This is a genomic window from Endozoicomonas acroporae, from assembly GCF_002864045.1.
GTDB classification, from domain to species: Bacteria; Pseudomonadota; Gammaproteobacteria; order Pseudomonadales; family Endozoicomonadaceae; genus Endozoicomonas; species Endozoicomonas acroporae.
The window spans coordinates 1-16411 of the sequence record NZ_PJPV01000054.1 but is presented as its reverse complement, the minus strand read 5'-3'; the positions used below and the strand labels follow the sequence as shown (position 1 = coordinate 16411).

At 47.8% G+C, this 16411-nt stretch carries 18 protein-coding genes and 1 pseudogene; 15 read left to right on the top strand and 4 right to left on the bottom strand.

All coding sequences use genetic code 11. The annotated features are described in order from the left end of the window. Positions 1–96 precede the first annotated feature (96 nt). The 7 genes from CX664_RS09570 to CX664_RS09540 all read left to right on the top strand — a co-directional run bounded on the left by CX664_RS09570 (position 97) and on the right by CX664_RS09540 (position 5895). Entirely contained in the window at positions 97–345 is a 249-nt protein-coding gene (locus CX664_RS09570) for a type II toxin-antitoxin system HicA family toxin (RefSeq protein WP_101746519.1), read from the top strand. After that, complete coding sequence (locus CX664_RS09565; protein WP_101746518.1) at positions 342–704, top strand: type II toxin-antitoxin system HicB family antitoxin; 363 nt, start codon at positions 342–344, stop codon at positions 702–704. The genes CX664_RS09570 and CX664_RS09565 overlap by 4 nt, the downstream gene beginning before the upstream one ends. Positions 705–782: 78 nt before the next feature. After that, a complete protein-coding gene (locus CX664_RS09560; protein WP_101746517.1) occupies positions 783–1139 on the top strand; it encodes an ArsC family reductase in 357 nt (118 codons plus the stop codon). Between the two features lie 30 nt (positions 1140–1169). Beyond that, the gene (gene dapD, locus CX664_RS09555) at positions 1170–2207 is read left to right on the top strand and encodes a 2,3,4,5-tetrahydropyridine-2,6-dicarboxylate N-succinyltransferase (protein WP_101746516.1); all 1038 of its coding nucleotides are present in this window, start codon (positions 1170–1172) and stop codon (positions 2205–2207) included. 112 nt (positions 2208–2319) lie between these two features. Continuing rightward, positions 2320–2898, top strand: a complete 579-nt coding sequence (locus tag CX664_RS09550) for a lysophospholipid acyltransferase family protein (protein WP_101746515.1) — start codon at positions 2320–2322, stop codon at positions 2896–2898. 164 nt (positions 2899–3062) lie between these two features. Beyond that, positions 3063–5312, top strand: coding sequence for a hypothetical protein (locus tag CX664_RS09545; protein ID WP_101746514.1), 2250 nt, complete (start codon positions 3063–3065; stop codon positions 5310–5312). Positions 5313–5379: 67 nt separating this feature from the next. Next, a complete protein-coding gene (locus tag CX664_RS09540; protein WP_338063474.1) occupies positions 5380–5895 on the top strand; it encodes an NYN domain-containing protein in 516 nt (171 codons plus the stop codon). Here the strand turns inward: CX664_RS09540 and CX664_RS09535 are convergent. Continuing rightward, the gene (locus tag CX664_RS09535; RefSeq protein WP_206679419.1) at positions 5892–7106 is read right to left on the bottom strand and encodes a DEAD/DEAH box helicase; all 1215 of its coding nucleotides are present in this window, start codon (positions 7104–7106) and stop codon (positions 5892–5894) included. The two genes, CX664_RS09540 and CX664_RS09535, sit on opposite strands and share 4 nt — an antisense overlap. A 954-nt stretch (positions 7107–8060) precedes the next feature. Here CX664_RS09535 and CX664_RS09530 point away from each other — a divergent pair. The 6 genes from CX664_RS09530 (at position 8061) to CX664_RS09500 (ending at position 12169) form a co-directional block, all read left to right on the top strand. After that, on the top strand, positions 8061–8921 hold the full coding sequence (locus tag CX664_RS09530) for an MIP/aquaporin family protein (protein ID WP_101746513.1): 861 nt from the start codon (positions 8061–8063) through the stop codon (positions 8919–8921). Between the two features lie 37 nt (positions 8922–8958). Next, complete coding sequence (locus CX664_RS09525; protein ID WP_101746512.1) at positions 8959–10017, top strand: methyltransferase domain-containing protein; 1059 nt, start codon at positions 8959–8961, stop codon at positions 10015–10017. Positions 10018–10212: 195 nt separating this feature from the next. After that, positions 10213–10983 (top strand): hypothetical protein, encoded by a 771-nt coding sequence (locus CX664_RS09515; RefSeq protein WP_101746510.1) that lies wholly within the window; start codon positions 10213–10215, stop codon positions 10981–10983. 26 nt (positions 10984–11009) lie between these two features. Further along, entirely contained in the window at positions 11010–11384 is a 375-nt protein-coding gene (gene cutA / locus CX664_RS09510) for a divalent-cation tolerance protein CutA (protein ID WP_101746509.1), read from the top strand. Positions 11385–11496: 112 nt separating this feature from the next. Further along, positions 11497–11784: a helix-turn-helix domain-containing protein gene (locus CX664_RS09505; protein WP_101746508.1), complete on the top strand. Its 288-nt coding sequence runs from the start codon at positions 11497–11499 to the stop codon at positions 11782–11784. Next, positions 11768–12169, top strand: coding sequence for a DJ-1/PfpI family protein (locus CX664_RS09500; protein ID WP_338063473.1), 402 nt, complete (start codon positions 11768–11770; stop codon positions 12167–12169). The genes CX664_RS09505 and CX664_RS09500 overlap by 17 nt, the downstream gene beginning before the upstream one ends. A 46-nt stretch (positions 12170–12215) precedes the next feature. Here the strand turns inward: CX664_RS09500 and CX664_RS09495 are convergent, their stop codons facing one another. Then, positions 12216–12572 carry a hypothetical protein gene (locus tag CX664_RS09495; protein ID WP_145999916.1) on the bottom strand — a complete coding sequence of 119 codons (357 nt, stop codon included), beginning with the start codon at positions 12570–12572 and terminating at the stop codon, positions 12216–12218. Positions 12573–12900: 328 nt separating this feature from the next. On the opposite strand from CX664_RS09495, the gene CX664_RS09490 reads away from it, so the two are divergent. Continuing rightward, complete coding sequence (locus CX664_RS09490) at positions 12901–13392, top strand: hypothetical protein (protein WP_101746506.1); 492 nt, start codon at positions 12901–12903, stop codon at positions 13390–13392. Between the two features lie 99 nt (positions 13393–13491). Here CX664_RS09490 and CX664_RS09485 read toward each other — a convergent pair whose 3' ends face one another. Then, complete coding sequence (locus tag CX664_RS09485) at positions 13492–14790, bottom strand: NAD(P)/FAD-dependent oxidoreductase (protein ID WP_101746505.1); 1299 nt, start codon at positions 14788–14790, stop codon at positions 13492–13494. 423 nt (positions 14791–15213) lie between these two features. Between CX664_RS09485 and CX664_RS09480 the strand changes: the two genes are divergently transcribed. Then, positions 15214–16116: a protein kinase domain-containing protein gene (locus CX664_RS09480; protein WP_180966442.1), complete on the top strand. Its 903-nt coding sequence runs from the start codon at positions 15214–15216 to the stop codon at positions 16114–16116. A gap of 126 nt (positions 16117–16242) precedes the next feature. Here the strand turns inward: CX664_RS09480 and CX664_RS28090 are convergent. Then, a pseudogene (locus tag CX664_RS28090) lies at positions 16243–16411 on the bottom strand (IS30 family transposase); the annotation flags it as partial.

Genomic DNA, 16411 nt, shown 5'->3' with positions numbered 1-16411 from the left:
GTTGGCCGGTGTTTAATCGCTTCATTCCCAATCATCCTTATCTGGATATTTGTAATTAATGAAACTAAAATCAGTTACAACAGGAGGTCGCTAGCGTTGCAGCACCACAAGCTATTGGAAAAATTGAAAGGCAACCCAAACACCTTTCCCTGGAAAGATGTGGTCAGGCTTCTCACGGCACTGGGTTACCAAAAAGAAGAGATGTCAGGTTCGCGGGTACGCTTTTACCATAAATCCAATAAACACATGCTTCGCTTTCACCGGCCTCACCCGGAAAACCATCTCAAAGGAGGCGCGTTGAAAGACCTGATTGAAGCATTGAACCAGCAGGATTACTTTTCATGACTCAGTATTTTAACTACAAGGGGTATCAGGGCACCATTGAACCGCAGATTGAAGACGGCACGCTGTATGGCAAACTGGCGTTTATCGGCGACCTGGTGACCTATGAGGCGGACACGCTGACAACCCTTGAGCAGGAATTCAGACGTTCGGTGGATGACTACCTGGACGATTGCGCCGCCCTGGGTAAAGAGCCGGACAAGCCGTTCAAGGGAGTGCTGAATGTTCGTCTGGGCGCAGAGCTCCACCGCAAGATTGGATTACTGGTCAACAGCCATCGCGGCAAATCCGTCAATGCCTTTATCTGTGACGCGGTCCGGGAAAAACTGAGCCGCCTGGATAATGAGGGTTCGCCGCACTAGGAGGCTGACCTGCGTCTTTCTATTCAGCCCGCCATATTTAATTCCACTTTAAGAGCACTTAACAAAGGGTATAATGCTTTGTCGAATGTACACTACTGTCTATACGGCATATCAAACTGCGACACCATAAAGAAAGCACGCCGCTGGCTGGAAGGTGCTGGTATTGAATATCACTTTCATGACTACAGGAAAGACGGCCTGTTGAAAGACATGCTCGAACAGTGGGCCAGTGAACTGGGCTGGGAGGCCCTGTTAAACCGCCGGGGAACCACCTGGCGGCAGCTTCCGGAAGAAGAAAAAGCAGCCATTAATGCAGAGCGGGCAATCACCCTGATGCTGGAGCAACCCGCCATGATCAAGCGCCCGTTACTGGATACGGGCAGCCAGAAGTTGCTGGGCTTTTCCGAAGAACAATACCGCAACTTGCTGGCATAACAGACGTTCTGATTAATTGAAGGAATGAGAATGAGCAAACCGCATTTCAGTCTGGCCATTGGTGTCGGCAGCAAAAACCGGAACGACCAGTGGCTGGAAGTATTCTACCCAAAACCTATTCTCAATCCAGCACCTGAGCTGCTGGAAAGTATTGCCAAACTGGTTGGTTACCAGGGTGGCAATACGTTTATTGAGCTTGACAGCAAAACCCTGCACGCACTGGAAGACCTGTTTGTCGATATCGAACAAGCTGAACTGGCTGCCATCACCCGCAGCCTGGAAGAAAGTGTGCAACCCCGTGTGATCACTATTCTGGCTACCGATGAAGCACCCACCAGCACCCCCGAGGCTTATCTCAAGCTGCACCTGCTGTCACATCGTCTGGTCAAGCCACATGGCACCGACCTTCAGGGCATTTTCCCACTGCTGCCAAATGTTGCCTGGACCAGTGAAGGCGCAATTGACCTGGAAGAACTGCCAGCCCGTCAGCTGGCGGCCCGGGCAGAAGGCCGGGTTCTGAGTGTCAACTCCGTGGATAAATTCCCGAAAATGACCGACTACGTTGTCCCTGCCGGTGTCCGTATTGCCCACACTGCCCGGGTTCGTCTGGGTGCTTATGTGGGTGAAGGCACCACCGTAATGCATGAAGGCTTTATCAACTTCAACGCCGGTACCGAAGGCAAGAGCATGATTGAAGGTCGTGTTTCTGCCGGTGTCATGGTGGGTGAGGGCTCTGATCTTGGGGGTGGCTGCAGCACCATGGGTACCCTGTCCGGCGGCAATAATATTGTGATCAGTGTCGGTGAAAACTGCCTGATCGGTGCCAATGCCGGCCTGGGCATTCCTCTGGGTGACCGCTGCATTATCGAAGCCGGCCTTTACCTGACGGCAGCCAGCAAGGTTCAGGTGCTTGATGATCAGAAAAAGGTCGTTGAAGTCGTGAAAGCAGGAGACCTCTCAGGCAAGTCCGATCTGCTGTTCCGCAGAAACTCCCTGACCGGAGCCCTGGAATGCCTCACCAACAAATCAGCCATTGAGCTGAATGATGAACTGCACTCCCACAATTAAGCCCGCAATGATTGTGTATTGAAAAAAGCGCGCTGAAGAAAGGGTAGCGCATACTTATAGCCCCGGTGCATAATACTGGGGCTATTTTTAAGATCAGGTTTAAATAATAATAATGCGTCATACGATTTTTGATACGCCTATCGTTAACAGCTGTTTTCGCTTCTTATCCCACCTTGGTCTGAAGCTATTCGGCTGGAAGCTGGAAGGCCAACGCCCCAATGCCCGGAAGTACGTTATTATCGCGGCACCCCATACCAGTAACTGGGACTTTATTCTGATCATTGCCTGTGCCTTCTGCTTTCGCATTAATATCTACTGGATGGGGAAAAACTCTCTGTTCAAGGGGCCCTTTGGCGGCATCATGACATGGCTTGGGGGAATTCCGGTTGACCGCAGCAAAGCCAATGGTCTGGTTCAGCAAATGGTCGACACCTTCCACAACGCCACGGACCTGGCCGTTGCCATTCCTCCTGAAGGCACACGCAACAAGGTTCGTCAATGGAAAAGTGGTTTTTACCACGTCGCTCACGGTGCTGAAGTCCCCATTGCGCTGAGCTTCCTGGATTATAAAAAGAAGGTTGGCGGTTTTGGCCCTATGTTCTTTACTACAGGGGACTATGCATCAGACCTGAAAAAAATTCAGGAATTTTATCAACCTATAACGGGTAAGAACCCGGAAAAGTTTGCTTAGGCCATCTATTCGTAGCTGCATACTGAAACCAGACAGCATGTAGCTATCATCTTTAGATGTATAACTTTCCGCAAAATTTATAGAACCATGGAACTATTTAATAGTAAGAGCATCTAACCCCTATAAAACCCATATAAAAAAACCGGAAAACACTTAATTAAATCATGACCATTCCAGCACTACCAAACTCGACTGCAACAAAACAAGCAACCGCTGAAAAAAGTCTATTCGAGATAAAAAAAGAAGAAAAAAAATTTTTACCAACCGCTGAACAACAGCATGTTAGAAAACGTATCACTTCGTTCAACACTATAGAAAATACCCAAAGTACCAGTAAGTTTTCCGTAGAGGCGTTTTTAACTGACTTACCAGAAGCCCTTAAAGTCGAATTAAACACAATTCAAAGGTATTGCACCCTCAATAACAATCTCACAGAGATACTTAATGGTCATGGAATTTTTTATAACAGACTAATCATCTTATTGAAAAAAATAGATCTTATTATGACTGAAACTGGCTTTTCTGATAAACACAAAACAAAGGTAGAGGAAAAAATAAATCTGTTATTGACAGATGGTAAATTAAATTTACTCAGTGATATCGGAAGAGAAATTAATCATCTGGAAGAATATTATGACACCGGAAACTGGCTGCCTGCCCCTGAAGACATAACCTTTTTTGATCAAGATGATAAAAACTGTAATGCACAGCATCGTTCAGGTGATTTCTGCCCTGAATGGACGAAAAAAACTGAAATAGACCCTGACATTCCAGCATCAAAAGCAATGCTGGGTTACTGGAACTTCCGACATTCATCCAAAAATACCAAAAGAACTAAACTGACCGACCTTATTGTCAGTAAGATAGATCCCGGACTTTTCCGTTTTATGTGCAAACTTCGAAAATTAAAAGCAGCCTTACACAATCCATCTATTGGTACCCCCTGCTCACCACCGGGTTTAACCAGATTTCATATTGATGCCATCGTTGCACGTTTTGATTATGCAGATACAGTAGCCAACAGACAAGCAGAGACCAATCCTGACTTCAAGCTTTATTTCTGGGATAATCAAAGCCCTTGCACTGAAGAGCAGGAAAGCATGCAGCCATCAGAAACCGGTGAAGCTGCCGGGCAAACGTTAAATCGAATTGTCGAAGACAGCCCTAATACCTCTACCTGCAATGTTGTTAAAGAAGAAGACAACAAGCCTATCCACCAAACCACAGCACGTCCAGTAAGAAAACGCAGGCCTCAGCCAAAATATCAGGAATCTGCTGATAATGATCAACTGGTCATTTCGCCCAAAAAGAGTAAGAAAAAGAAAAAAAGTACATGTTCATCGTCCTCTACAGCCAATAAATTTACCAGAATGGATAAGGAAAACTTATTAAAAGAAACAGGCATTCCGGCATTTGAAAAAATCATCAAATCAGTACTTGAGCAGAGAGAGAAAGAATTAATTCCGGATCCAACGTCTGCCCCTCTCGAAGAGAGCGTTGAAGGCAGTTATCACAGAGATCGCGCAGAAGTAATAGCTGCCCAGGACGAACTCAGCCGACTATATGACGCGTGCCGCCAACACTTTGGAATAAACAAATCACTCTACAGGTTTGACACAAGTAAAAAATCAGAACCAATCAAACCTGTAATAGATAGAAAGAATAACAGACTTGGCAAAGCCGACATCCCGAAGCCCAATAAACCACCATATACAGATAAACCACCCACCCACATGAGCGCTGCTGAAAGAACGCCAGATTTCTCTGAAGCTCAAAATGCCTTCATTAACATGATAGAAAAATCCAAAGAACTATCATTGAAAGCTATAATGGAGCCTGAAAAACTCCGAGGTCATTCTGAAGACTTTGGATATGCCCCTAACTGGCAACCCTTATCCACAGTCTTGACGTTTCCTATGCCTTTTTTGACAAAATTCTTGGCAATAGAAGGTAACACCAATCCGGAAGCCACCATAAAATTACAAGAGAAAGTACCGGAATTAATTAAAGACATTAAAACGATCATACGTTTTTACCGGCATAATTCATATGTCTGGTGTCCGGATGTTGCCAGAGAAACGCTAAATCCGGTCATACAAAAAGTCCGGAAAGTTCAACACTGTTTCCCACAAATCATCAATGCTTTTGAAAACAGACAGCAAGATCTGCTTAAATCAAGCCATCACACAACAGAAGACATCAACAGCGATGAAAATCAACTAAAAATGATTCAGGAAGCACTGGCAAAAACAGCTACAGTGCTGTCTTCACTTGAAGACTTCAGCGCACATTTAAAAACTGAAAAACAGCAAGAACTCTACCAACGTCTTGTAAAAACCTTAACGGAATGGCGCGCCTGTATAGCAAACACCCCTGAGAGCCTACTGCCAGCAGTTCGTCAACGGGTCAGTTAACAGAGTCGTCCCTGCCTGCCTCCCACACCGCGCAAGAAATAAAGGTGTGAGTTAGCGCTCTTCTGCACTGGTAACAACACCTTTCATCATCATTACAGCGGCGCATTTTTGCAAATTTTATCAAATTTGCATTGTCTCTTCTGACAGTGACTTTACGCCACTGATCATGCGACTGCTCTCAGCAGGTAAAGTGGTGTACGGCTTTGGTGAACGAAAAGCCCCATCCCCTTTCGTGAATGCCTGCTCCCGCTTTCTCTACCTGGATGAGCCCGGTGATGATCCGGAAAAAGTCGCTGCAAACGATAAAAAAAGCGGCCATGAATTGAAAGCCGATACCAAACTGATGAACCTGATCCGCAATGCCATAGATACAGAGCAGGACGATGATGGCTGGGCGTACCTTGGAAGAATCGGTGCGGTCATCGCTAACCAGGCTTCCTTTGACCCACGAAATTACGGTTATAAAAAACTGGGCGATCTGATCAGGGCTGTCGACCTGTTTGAAACTCAGGTTATGGATAATAATCAGATGAGTGTCCGTGATAAGCGACGTGGTAACCATATCCAGAATGGTGGTCATTAATGCCTGTGAGAAGTCCTGGACTTTTTAGGCTTTTCAGGTTTCGGTGGCTTACCGGACAACTGAGTCACCGGCACCTCATTAACCGGCTCAAACTCGGAGATCATCTCCCTGGGTAACTGCTGATTGATCAACCGTTCAATATCCCGAAGCTGCTTGCTCTCATCTGCACAGACCAGCGAGACCGCATGACCATCCGCCCCCGCACGCCCTGTTCGCCCGATACGATGCACATAATCCTCCGGCACATTGGGCAGGTCGAAGTTCACCACCTGCGGCAACTGGTCAATATCCAGCCCACGGGCAGCGATATCCGTTGCCACCAGGGCCGTAATGTCATTATTTTTGAAATCAGCAAGGGCCCTGGTACGGGCTCCCTGGCTCTTATTGCCATGAATCGCCGCCGCCAGAATTCCTTTACTTTCCAGATGACGGGTTAAGCGGTTGGCCCCGTGCTTGGTCCGGGTAAAAACCAGCACCTGTTGCCAGTTATGCTCTTTAATCAACCGGGTCAGCAGTGCCGGTTTTTTACTTTTATCCACCGGATACACACTCTGCCTGACCGTTCTGGCCGTTGTATTGCGGGGAGAAACGTCAATCTCTACCGGATGGTGCACAATGGTTTTTGCCAGCTGTCGTATTTCATCGGAAAACGTTGCCGAAAACATCAGGTTCTGTCTTTGCTGGGGCAACAGCGCCAGAATACGACGAATATCGTGAATAAACCCCATATCCAGCATCCGGTCTGCTTCATCCAGAACCAGTACTTCCAGATGTTTGAACTTCACCGCATTCTGGTTGTAAAGATCCAGAAGTCGCCCGGGTGTGGCCACAAGGATATCTGCACCACGTCTCAGATTCATCATTTGCGGGTTGATTTTGACCCCGCCAAAAACCACTGAAGAACGTATTGGCAAATGCCGACCGTAGGTGGCAACGCTCTCTGCCACCTGGGCTGCCAGCTCACGAGTCGGCGTCAGAACCAGCGCACGAACCTGGTTGGGCCTTGCCCGCTCGCCGCGACTGAGCAGCTCCAGTATCGGCAGCGTAAAACCGGCTGTTTTACCTGTGCCTGTCTGAGCCGCCGCCATAACATCCTGTCCTGCCAGAACCGCCGGTATGGCTTCTGCCTGAATAGGAGAAGGCTGTTTATAGCCCTGTTCGGTAATGGCTTGCAGGATCGGCAGGGAAAGCCCGAGGCTGGCAAAGGTCATGGAATGTCTCATTAAGGGCCATACAACTAAAATGATTGATATTTCGTCAGTTTACCGCTGTTCTGTTACCACATGAATCATTCTGTGGTTTACGCGGGAACTTTTCGAAGGAGAGGAACCTGAGAATAAAGAACTTTTTTCTGTATTCATAGTCAGATTGATAAGGACACAAGCTATTCAGGTTAATTTCATGCAACCAACAAGACCATTAGATACATCTATGCCAATGCTCCAGCTACAGGGGGCGGCAGCCAATGAACCAATGAATAATTCAGAACAGATATTGTGTCAGCATCAAGTTTTTGGACGAACGGTTTCAATGTCAAAATATACAGCTGTATCTCTGTCTGCAGGTCTACCTGCATGCCTGTCTTTTGTTGTGCCAGGTATGATCATTCACCCAAGCTTCGCTGTTTTTTGTTTCACTTTGGGCGCAGGTTGTATTGTTGGTATTCCTGTTGGTAAGGGTGCCGCGGAGGTGTATCGTTGCCTTCAGCGTCGGCACATAGCAACCGAGCCCCCATCAGTACAGTTATCCCGGGTTATCAGCCATGCCCCTGAACCGACAGAAACACCCGGTGCAGTAGAACCAGACAATTACCCGGCGATGTTTCGCAACTATCCAGGACCGCCACCAGCATACACTCCTATAGAATCGCCACCACCTTACAGTCCTTAGACTGATAGCTGATCATTAAAGCGATTATCCGGTACTTCAATTGTTAATATTGATCTTCTGCAGTTTCAGTTCCTGTACTGCCTGCTGAGCGAACCCGACGCTGATTCCGCATGGTTCTTTCTGTTTCCTGCCTGCCCTGGCTTTCGTAAAGTTCGGTGAAGTGGCACTCAGAATAAAATCAGCATCAGAGCATTTTGTTTGCAGTATAGAAAAAAACAGCTAGTTTTTAGTTGCTGTAACCAAACGAGAGAGACGAGGATGATCAACTTCCACCCATGAATTATCTAAAGGGCTTTGCCGGAGAGTTTATAGGTACGTTTATCCTCGTCTTGTTTGGCTGCGGCTCAGTGGCCGTGACGGTGCTATTTTCTGCCCATGCAGGACTCTTTCAGGTGGCCATGGTCTGGGGGCTGGCAGTTACCCTGGCGATATACGCTACCCGTCGTCTCTCCTGTGCTCACCTTAATCCGGCTGTGAGCATTGCCATGGTAGTCAGTCGCCGGATGTCCATGACATTACTGCCCTGCTATCTGGTTGCCCAGTTTGCCGGTGCATTTGTGGCAGCCGCCCTGCTGTACCTGCTCTTTTCGAGCTCGATCATGCAGTATGAACTGGCCCATAACATTGTCCGTGGTACCGAGTCATCCATAGCCAGTGCCATGATGTTTGGCGAGTATTATCCCAACCCCATGGCCGGGCAGGTTGCCTCCGTGTCCACTGTCAATGCATTTTTTGCCGAATGTACCGGCACCTTTGCCCTGGTCTTTATGATTCTCGTCCTGACTGAAGGCTGCAACACCGGCCGACCGGACCAGGCCCTTGCCCCCCTGTTTATCGGTTTAACCGTCACCGCAATTATCTCGATTATTGCGCCACTGACCCAGGCAGGACTCAACCCGGCCAGAGATTTATCACCCCGACTGCTGGCCTCTCTGTTCGGCTGGGAGAGCGCGGCGTTTCCCGATAAGCATTATGGCTTTTTGACCGTATATGTTGCGGGGCCGATTACCGGGGGAGTTATAGCCGCTTTATGTTTTATGGGTATTGTTGAGCCGCTGATGAAAAACACGACAGCGGAAGAACCTGGCAAAATTGACAGAACAACAACTCCGGACAAAACAACCCCGGACAAATAGCACCCCTGATTCATGTACATTAACCAAGGCGAGAACAATGAATAACCACTCCAGTAATCATCAGGTCCTGAAGGAGTACTACGGTCGTGTTCTTGGCGGCAGCAGTGATCTTAAAACCAATGCCTGCTGCTCCGATCCCGGCACCATGCCAGCCCGTGTCCGGGATATCCTGAAGCAGATCGACCCGGCCATTACCGACCGTTTTTATGGCTGCGGATCGCCGATCCCATCGGCCCTGGAAGGGTGCCGGGTACTGGATCTTGGCTGCGGAACCGGCAGGGACAGTTATATTCTTGCCAGCCTGGTAGGGGAACAGGGCCAGGTTATCGGTATCGATATGACCGATGAACAATTAATGGTGGCCACCAGGCATATTCCCTCGATGATGGAGAAGTTTGGCTTTCAGCAACCAAATATCGACTTCAGGCAGGGTTATATTGAAGATCTGCAAACCCCGGGGATAGAAGACAATTCCATGGATGTGGTGATTTCCAACTGCGTGATAAACCTTTCGCCCCACAAGGAAGAGGTATTCAGGGAGATTTTCCGGGTACTGAAACCCGGTGGTGAACTGCTTTTCAGTGACGTATTTGCCGGTCAGCGAATACCGGCCCCGTTAAAAGACGACCCGGTGCTGATGGGGGAATGCCTTAGTGGTGCTCTTTATATTGAAGACTTTCGTCGTCTGTTAACCGGGCTGGGTTACCCAGACTACCGGTTGCTTTCTGCCAGCCCGATCACCATTGCCAACCAGCAAATCGAAGAAAAAATCGGCAATATCGATTTTCAATCCCTGACCGTTCGGGTGTTCAAACTGGATAACCTTGAAGATATCTGTGAAGACTATGGTCAAGTGGCCATTTACAACGGTACCCTGCCGGAACACCCTCACTTTTTCCAACTGGACGACCATCATCGCTTTATCAATGGCAAACCGATGCTGGTCTGTGGCAATACCGCAGCCATGGTGCAGGATACCCGCTATGGCAGCCATTTTTCCGTGCATGGCAACCGGATGACCCATTATGGCCCTTTCAACTGTCTCCCGGCAGTGGATGATCATGGAGCTGACGGTACAACGGGCGGTTGCTGTTGAGGGCAGCCCTCCCCCGTCAGGTTGTCAGTCTCTTTTTACCGGGATTTGTGCATGCAATACTCAGGGTCTGCCCCCGGTTCCCCAACCGTTTTCTTCAATGGTCATTTCATCAACTTTTCAGATCCTGAAAAAGGAACTGGCTGAGTTTGTATATGTCGAAAAAGAGATTCTTTAATTTCTGTTAATGAGGCGCAGATGGATAAACCCGGTATAAGTTCCTATCCACCCCCCCTGCAAAGCAGTATTACCAATGTCAGCATCGCAGAACAGTCCACCAACCAGGTGTCGGAGTCAGCCAGCTATCATGCGCACGCCTGTAATCGACAGTGCAAGTTGAATTATGATGGCCCGATGACACGTACCAAGTGTCAGAAGGTTAAGAATCAACGGGTGACTGAGCATTATGACACTGCCATAGTAGCGGGTGTGGACAGAGCCAATTCCGAACATCATTCCTTTGGACTCACCGAACTCCCAAAAGAACTGCATCTTGAGATATGCAAATATCTGGGGAGCAAATCCATGATGGCGCTTCGTTTGAGTAATAGTATTTTTCAAAAAAACATTCGTCCTGCAGATTTAAAAAATCAGATTAAGGCCGAATTTGAGGTCATGAAAACATATTACACTGAAAAATTTTTGACAGAATTCAGAGTGGATGAATCGGGAAAATTCATAGGTGGTGTAGATCATCTGTACAGTACATTCAAGAAACAAGAGGATCGAAAACCACTAGAGCAGCTGATTATTGAAATATTAAGTAACGACAAAATAACTGAATATTTAAAAACTAAAAACAGTGCTTTCAATCATGCATTACAGTTCCACTCAGTCAATGGTAAATTGCCTGCAAGGGAAAACTGGAATAAATACCAGGAAGTGCAAATATTTCGTGATGATGATGAACGGAACATTACCTGGATAGACAGTGTGGTCTGCCAGATTCTATGTCATTATCATCCTTAGCAAATATCATAATGGTATGTGAACAAATGCATGAGTCCAGTCATATAACCGGTTGCCACACGCCCATTAAGCCATCCCCCGGGTTCTGCATGGTACTGACCACCTGCCCCAATCAACAGGAAGCTGACACCCTTGCCAGGGCCATCATCGAACAGCGTCTGGCAGCCTGCGTTCAGAGCAGTCCAATCCACAGCCATTATCGATGGGATGGTGAAGTCCAGTCGGATCCGGAAGTACTGCTTCGGATTAAAACCACCTGTGAGCGTTATCAGGCACTGGAGCAATACCTGAAAGCTGAACACAGCTATGATGTGCCACAGGTTATTCAGATACCCATTGAAAATGGCCTGCCAGAGTACCTTGACTGGGTAAGGGGAGAAACGGTGGTCATCGGCCAGTAGAGATGGTCGGATAGCATTCTTCAGGAAAAAGGACTTTTGTCCTTATATCGCAAGTCGGAGCGTGAAAGTATTCCTGGTCATATCCTGAAAAAGATAGCGGAGGCTATAAACGATGAATGAACGAGATATTGGTCAGGAAATCCTCGATGGCCTGAATGAGATCAAGGCATTTAAGGCGGGTAAGGGAAAGCTGAAAACGACCGTCTTATCAGAGCCGTCACCTGCCAAAGAGATCAGGGAAAAGCTCCAGCTGTCCCAGTCGGCTTTTGCTTCTTTTATGGGAGTCAGTGTTCGGACAATCCAGGACTGGGAGCAGGGACGGCGGAATCCTCAGGGGCCTGCAAAAGCTCTGTTGCGAGTTGTCGAACAGCATCCTGAGGTTTTTGAGAACCTCCGTTAATGGGCAGTTTTTAAAGGTTGTCGGTGGTGTGCACAACGCAGAAATGGATAAGCCCGGTGTTTTACAATGGATTTACTCTCAGGGAAAACAGGCCAGGTTGAACGCTTCAGTTTGTACCGGCGCTTTCCTGATGGCGGCAGCCGGTTTACTGAGCAACCAACAGAATGTCACCACTCACTGGGAAGATATCCCGGATTTGCAAACACAGTTCCCCGGTCTCAACGTTATCAGCAACGTCCGTTGGGTGGATGAAGGTTCTGTTATCACGTCAGCGGGTATTTCTGCGGGTATTGATATGAGCCTGCATATTGTCAGTCGCTTACACAGTGAGGCGCTGGCAGAAAAGACCGCCAGGCAAATGGATTTCGACTGGCAAAAGGCCTGAAAGTATGAAGTACCGCTTTCAGGACAAGATAAACACAGCATCGTAACTATGATACCAGGTGACTGCATACCCTGTCGTACAATGATTTACCAATGTTGAGCAGTCCAGTCAGGCCACCCGTTGCAGAAAAGAAAGCCAATGACAACGCTGCCGATTGGGCAAAATAAACCGCCAAGCTTCGGTTGTGACCCGAATATTCAATGAATTGATTATAATCCATAGAATCCGAGATAAATTCATGGGCAGATTGATTCAATTTTGATTCAATCAGATCGCAGACTCCAACGCTCATTGTTCCCAAAGACATTGAAAAAATGCCTTTACAGCAAACATTGTAAACTGTTGATGATAATGGCGGTGCGACTTGAGTATTTCTAATACTGCTGGCAGGAACATGGGGCATCACAATAGCTAACTCCTGAGTAGGTGTAATAGTTCGTTCTCAAATATGACCAATTGATCTCAAAATAGTTCAACCCTTCTGTAGCAAAGGCGCAGGGAGTTTTTGCCTTGACTTTGTTATCAACATTTACACAGCTCATTTCTTGCCGGGATCACAGTAAAAGCCAATCACCTGGATTTCCCAGAGCCGTCTCTTCACCACTGATCTGACACAATCACCTCCTGTTGTTCCAAACAATTTTGCGGGAAAAGTTTACATCAGCCACTTTTTATAATACAAATGATAACTATTCTCATTAAAATAAATAAATCAATACGGGATCCGGACAGTGAACCAGTGGCAACAGAAGCTTCATCAAGGGAATGTTAATTTTCATCAATGTGAATGGCGATCAGCTGAAACAGCTTATCTGGACGCTGCCCGGATGCTGGAACATGAATGGTTCAAGGATTTGGATAATCCTCAGTTAATGATGGCGTGGATTGCTGCCATGCATAATCTGGCAGCCCTTTATGAAAATCAGAAGATCCCCCAGAAGGCCAGTGAATTTCTGGTCTTCCCCTACCGGCGGATTATCACACTGATAAAGTCAGGAGGATTGTCTGAGGCATTTAAGCCCCCGTTATTCAAGGCTCTGAAGTGTACTGTGATACCGCTGCTGGAGTTTTCCAAAAAGCATCGTATCTGTAAGTGCTGTCAACATTATCTTGATGAGGCCAAAGAGTGGCTAAGTCTGAGTTGGCCGGATCTGCAGTACCTGCACAGAAACCAAAACCACATTGGTAATCAGTCTTCCCCCACGGACAGAACAATTCATTGAATCTAAAGGGGCGTTTTCGCCTTGCCTGTGGTCTGGTCTCATGGCGAGAAAACTTCCCAAGTGGTTTTCCAGCGTTATCAACGCCCTGTTGAACGCAGGCTAAACCACCTCTTTCAGCCGATACCACAACATCCCCAGGGCCAGCAGCGGCGAACGGAAATAGCTCCCTCCGGGAAAAGTGATATGACGGATATTGGCAAACACATCAAACCGTTCTGCCTGGCCGGAAATAGCTTCTGCCAGTACCCTCCCCGCCATGTGGGTGGCATTGACCCCGTGGCCAGAATAGGCCTGGGCAAAGTAAATGTTTGCCCCTGATCGACCAATCTGTGGCATGCGGTTGGCACCAATCCCGATCATGCCGCCCCACTGGTATTCAATAGCGACATTTTCCAGCTGAGGAAAGACCTGCAACATTTTCGGGCGAAGCGATGCGACAATATCCTTTGGATCCCGCCCGGAGTAATTGCACATACCACCAAACAACAGTCGTTTATCCGCAGAAAGGCGGAAGTAATCCAGGGCAAGGCTGACATCACAGATAGCCGTGTCTTGTGGTATCAGGTTTTGCCAGATCCTGTCCTCCAGTTGTTCTGTGGCAATGATATAACTGCCCGCAGGTAACACTTTCCCGCCAATCTTTGGTTCCAGGTTCCCCAGGTAGGCATTCCCTGCCAATACCAGGAACTGGCAGGTTACCGAACCTTTCGCCGTTTCAACCCCGGGCAGGTTACCCTTATGGATTTTCACCACCGGCGAATATTCGAACAACTGTACCCCTAACCCCTCAGCTACACGCGCCTCACCCAGACAGAGATTCAATGGGTGCAAATGACCACTTCCCGAGTCCAGCATGCCGCCAATATACCGGTCAGTATTGACATACTGTTTGATATCATCCTGTGATAGCAGCCGCAGCTCATGGGCATAATGGCGAGCCTTCAGGGACTCATAGTCTTCGGTAATCCCGGCCATCTGTTTTGGCTTGATCGCCGCATCCACATAGCCCATTTTCAAGTCACACTGAATGCCGTATTTCCGGACCCGCTCGCGCACCAGCTCAACAGCCTCAAACCCCATCCGATGGATTGCCGCGACCCCATCGGTACCGATCTGGTTGCGAAACTGCTCCGGCTCTTCCCCCATCCCCCGAATCAGCTGACCGCCATTTCGCCCGGTTGCCCCCCAACCGATTTTCCGTGCCTCCAGAACCGCAACGCGATAGCCACGCTCAGCCAGCTCCAGGGCTGTAGCGACGCCGGAGAACCCCCCTCCAACCACACAGACATCGACGGTCAGGCTACCTTCCAGCACCGGATAATCTGTGGCAAAGTTCAGTGACGCGGCGTAGTAAGACTGCGCATGGGCTTCGGTATGTACAGGTGCCTTGAGTTTCATAAATCATTGCCTGTTCTTATATTTCAACGTATTCAAGAGGCAGAATTTCAGCGAACCATTCCTCACGAACGGTTCCTCACGAACTATTCCCCGGGGCCCCTGATATATCAAGGGAATTTTCAGTCTGTGTCAGAGTCTAAGATTGGGTACTTATGATGAGCTTTTTTTATGACACCCCTCAAGGAACCCGGCAAACAAGATTTATCTTTCAGCACAAACCCGCCCCGGGGAGCCGTTGCAGCAACAGCGCGTCCTGCGAAGCACAATCAATATTCGGTAAAACCGGATGATGGAGTAGCAATCGCCGGAAAAATTGCCGGAGAATCCATTGACCTTCCTCTACCAGAAAAGGCACCAATCAATAAAAGAGCCAGTCGCCACTACCCTCCACTGAGTAAAACCGAACAGGTGATAGTGCAGCTCTTGCCCCTGAAAGAACCGGTGGAAAGCAGAAAAATCAACGAAGGAGGGTCTTCTGTGGTAAAAAAAGTATCGGATGGACAACAAACCATCGCTGTGAAGCTGTTAAAAGATAAAGCAGTCTCAATAGAGCGGAGACTCATTCAGCAGAAAAACGGAGAGATATCAGGGCTGAATATTCCGGATCATCCGAATATTGTTAAAACTCTGGCGGTTTTAGTACGGCGAGAGGCTAAAAATGAATATCGTTTGATCCAACACGGAGACCCTGATTTTTCTCTGGCTCTCTACAGGCCCCTGGCCTGCGTTCTTGAATATGTTGATGCCATTGACCTGTGTGAAAGCCTTGTAAATAAAAAAGTCCAACCCGGTTTAGACCTTGCAGTTGATATTGGCAGAAAAATCTGTGCCGCATTAATGTGTATTCATGGTCAGAATCTGGTGTATCGGGATATTAAGCCCGAGAATATACTTTATGCCCCCCCAAAAGCCCCGGGGGAAGAAAGCATGGTAAAGCTAACCGATATGGGGCTCACCAAACACCTGAAAAAGAACGATTACACCAGAACCCTCTGTGGCACTGTTGACTATGCTGCCCCCGAGGTTTTCTCTGAGAGTAAATATAATCATACCGTAGATGCCTGGTCACTCGGGGTGCTTCTATTTGTTGTATCCACCGGAATACGATTATATAACTCAAAGGATGAATCTAAGGTTTATAAGGAAATCATCCGTTTCAATGGAAAAAATGAGGCACAAAAAAGGTTATACATGCTGTCGCGATTCAGATTTTTTCATCCTGAATTGTTGAACATCATGCTTTCGCTGTTTCGTAAACCGAGGCAGCGAATGGCATTGTCAGAAGCGAAAGCAGCGTTGGACCAGTTAGCTGGTTCAAAGCAGTGAAATCCAGGTGGATTTCAACTCCGTGTATTTAAGTAGTTAACCAAAAGGCACAGTCATATCGCCACCATGGTAGTTAAGTAGTTAACAAAATGAAATCGTATTTTCTGACTAAGTGGACAGCTGGAGTCAAGCAATAAGTGCAACAGACCTCCCAGTGTAGACCTCAAGCGGGGTTAGACCGCCAAGTACCTTGCGAGGCATGCTGTTTATTTGAAACTCCATAGCCTCAATTTCCTCTTCGGTGATCTGTCCAAACGCCATTTTTTTGGGCCAGTGGCGACGGATAAGGCCATTG

Excerpts from the sequence above, each read along its gene's own strand:
- CX664_RS09565 (WP_101746518.1), top strand. The coding sequence starts at position 342 with ATGACTCAGTATTTTAACTACAAGGGGTATCAGGGCACCATTGAACCG.
- dapD (WP_101746516.1), top strand. The coding sequence starts at position 1,170 with ATGAGCAAACCGCATTTCAGTCTGGCCATTGGTGTCGGCAGCAAAAAC.
- CX664_RS09550 (WP_101746515.1), top strand. The coding sequence starts at position 2,320 with ATGCGTCATACGATTTTTGATACGCCTATCGTTAACAGCTGTTTTCGC.
- CX664_RS09545 (WP_101746514.1), top strand. The coding sequence starts at position 3,063 with ATGACCATTCCAGCACTACCAAACTCGACTGCAACAAAACAAGCAACC.
- CX664_RS09535 (WP_206679419.1), bottom strand. The coding sequence starts at position 7,106 with ATGACCTTTGCCAGCCTCGGGCTTTCCCTGCCGATCCTGCAAGCCATT.
- CX664_RS09530 (WP_101746513.1), top strand. The coding sequence starts at position 8,061 with ATGAATTATCTAAAGGGCTTTGCCGGAGAGTTTATAGGTACGTTTATC.
- CX664_RS09525 (WP_101746512.1), top strand. The coding sequence starts at position 8,959 with ATGAATAACCACTCCAGTAATCATCAGGTCCTGAAGGAGTACTACGGT.
- CX664_RS09515 (WP_101746510.1), top strand. The coding sequence starts at position 10,213 with ATGGATAAACCCGGTATAAGTTCCTATCCACCCCCCCTGCAAAGCAGT.
- cutA (WP_101746509.1), top strand. The coding sequence starts at position 11,010 with ATGCATGAGTCCAGTCATATAACCGGTTGCCACACGCCCATTAAGCCA.
- CX664_RS09505 (WP_101746508.1), top strand. The coding sequence starts at position 11,497 with ATGAATGAACGAGATATTGGTCAGGAAATCCTCGATGGCCTGAATGAG.
- CX664_RS09495 (WP_145999916.1), bottom strand. The coding sequence starts at position 12,572 with ATGCCCCATGTTCCTGCCAGCAGTATTAGAAATACTCAAGTCGCACCG.
- CX664_RS09485 (WP_101746505.1), bottom strand. The coding sequence starts at position 14,790 with ATGAAACTCAAGGCACCTGTACATACCGAAGCCCATGCGCAGTCTTAC.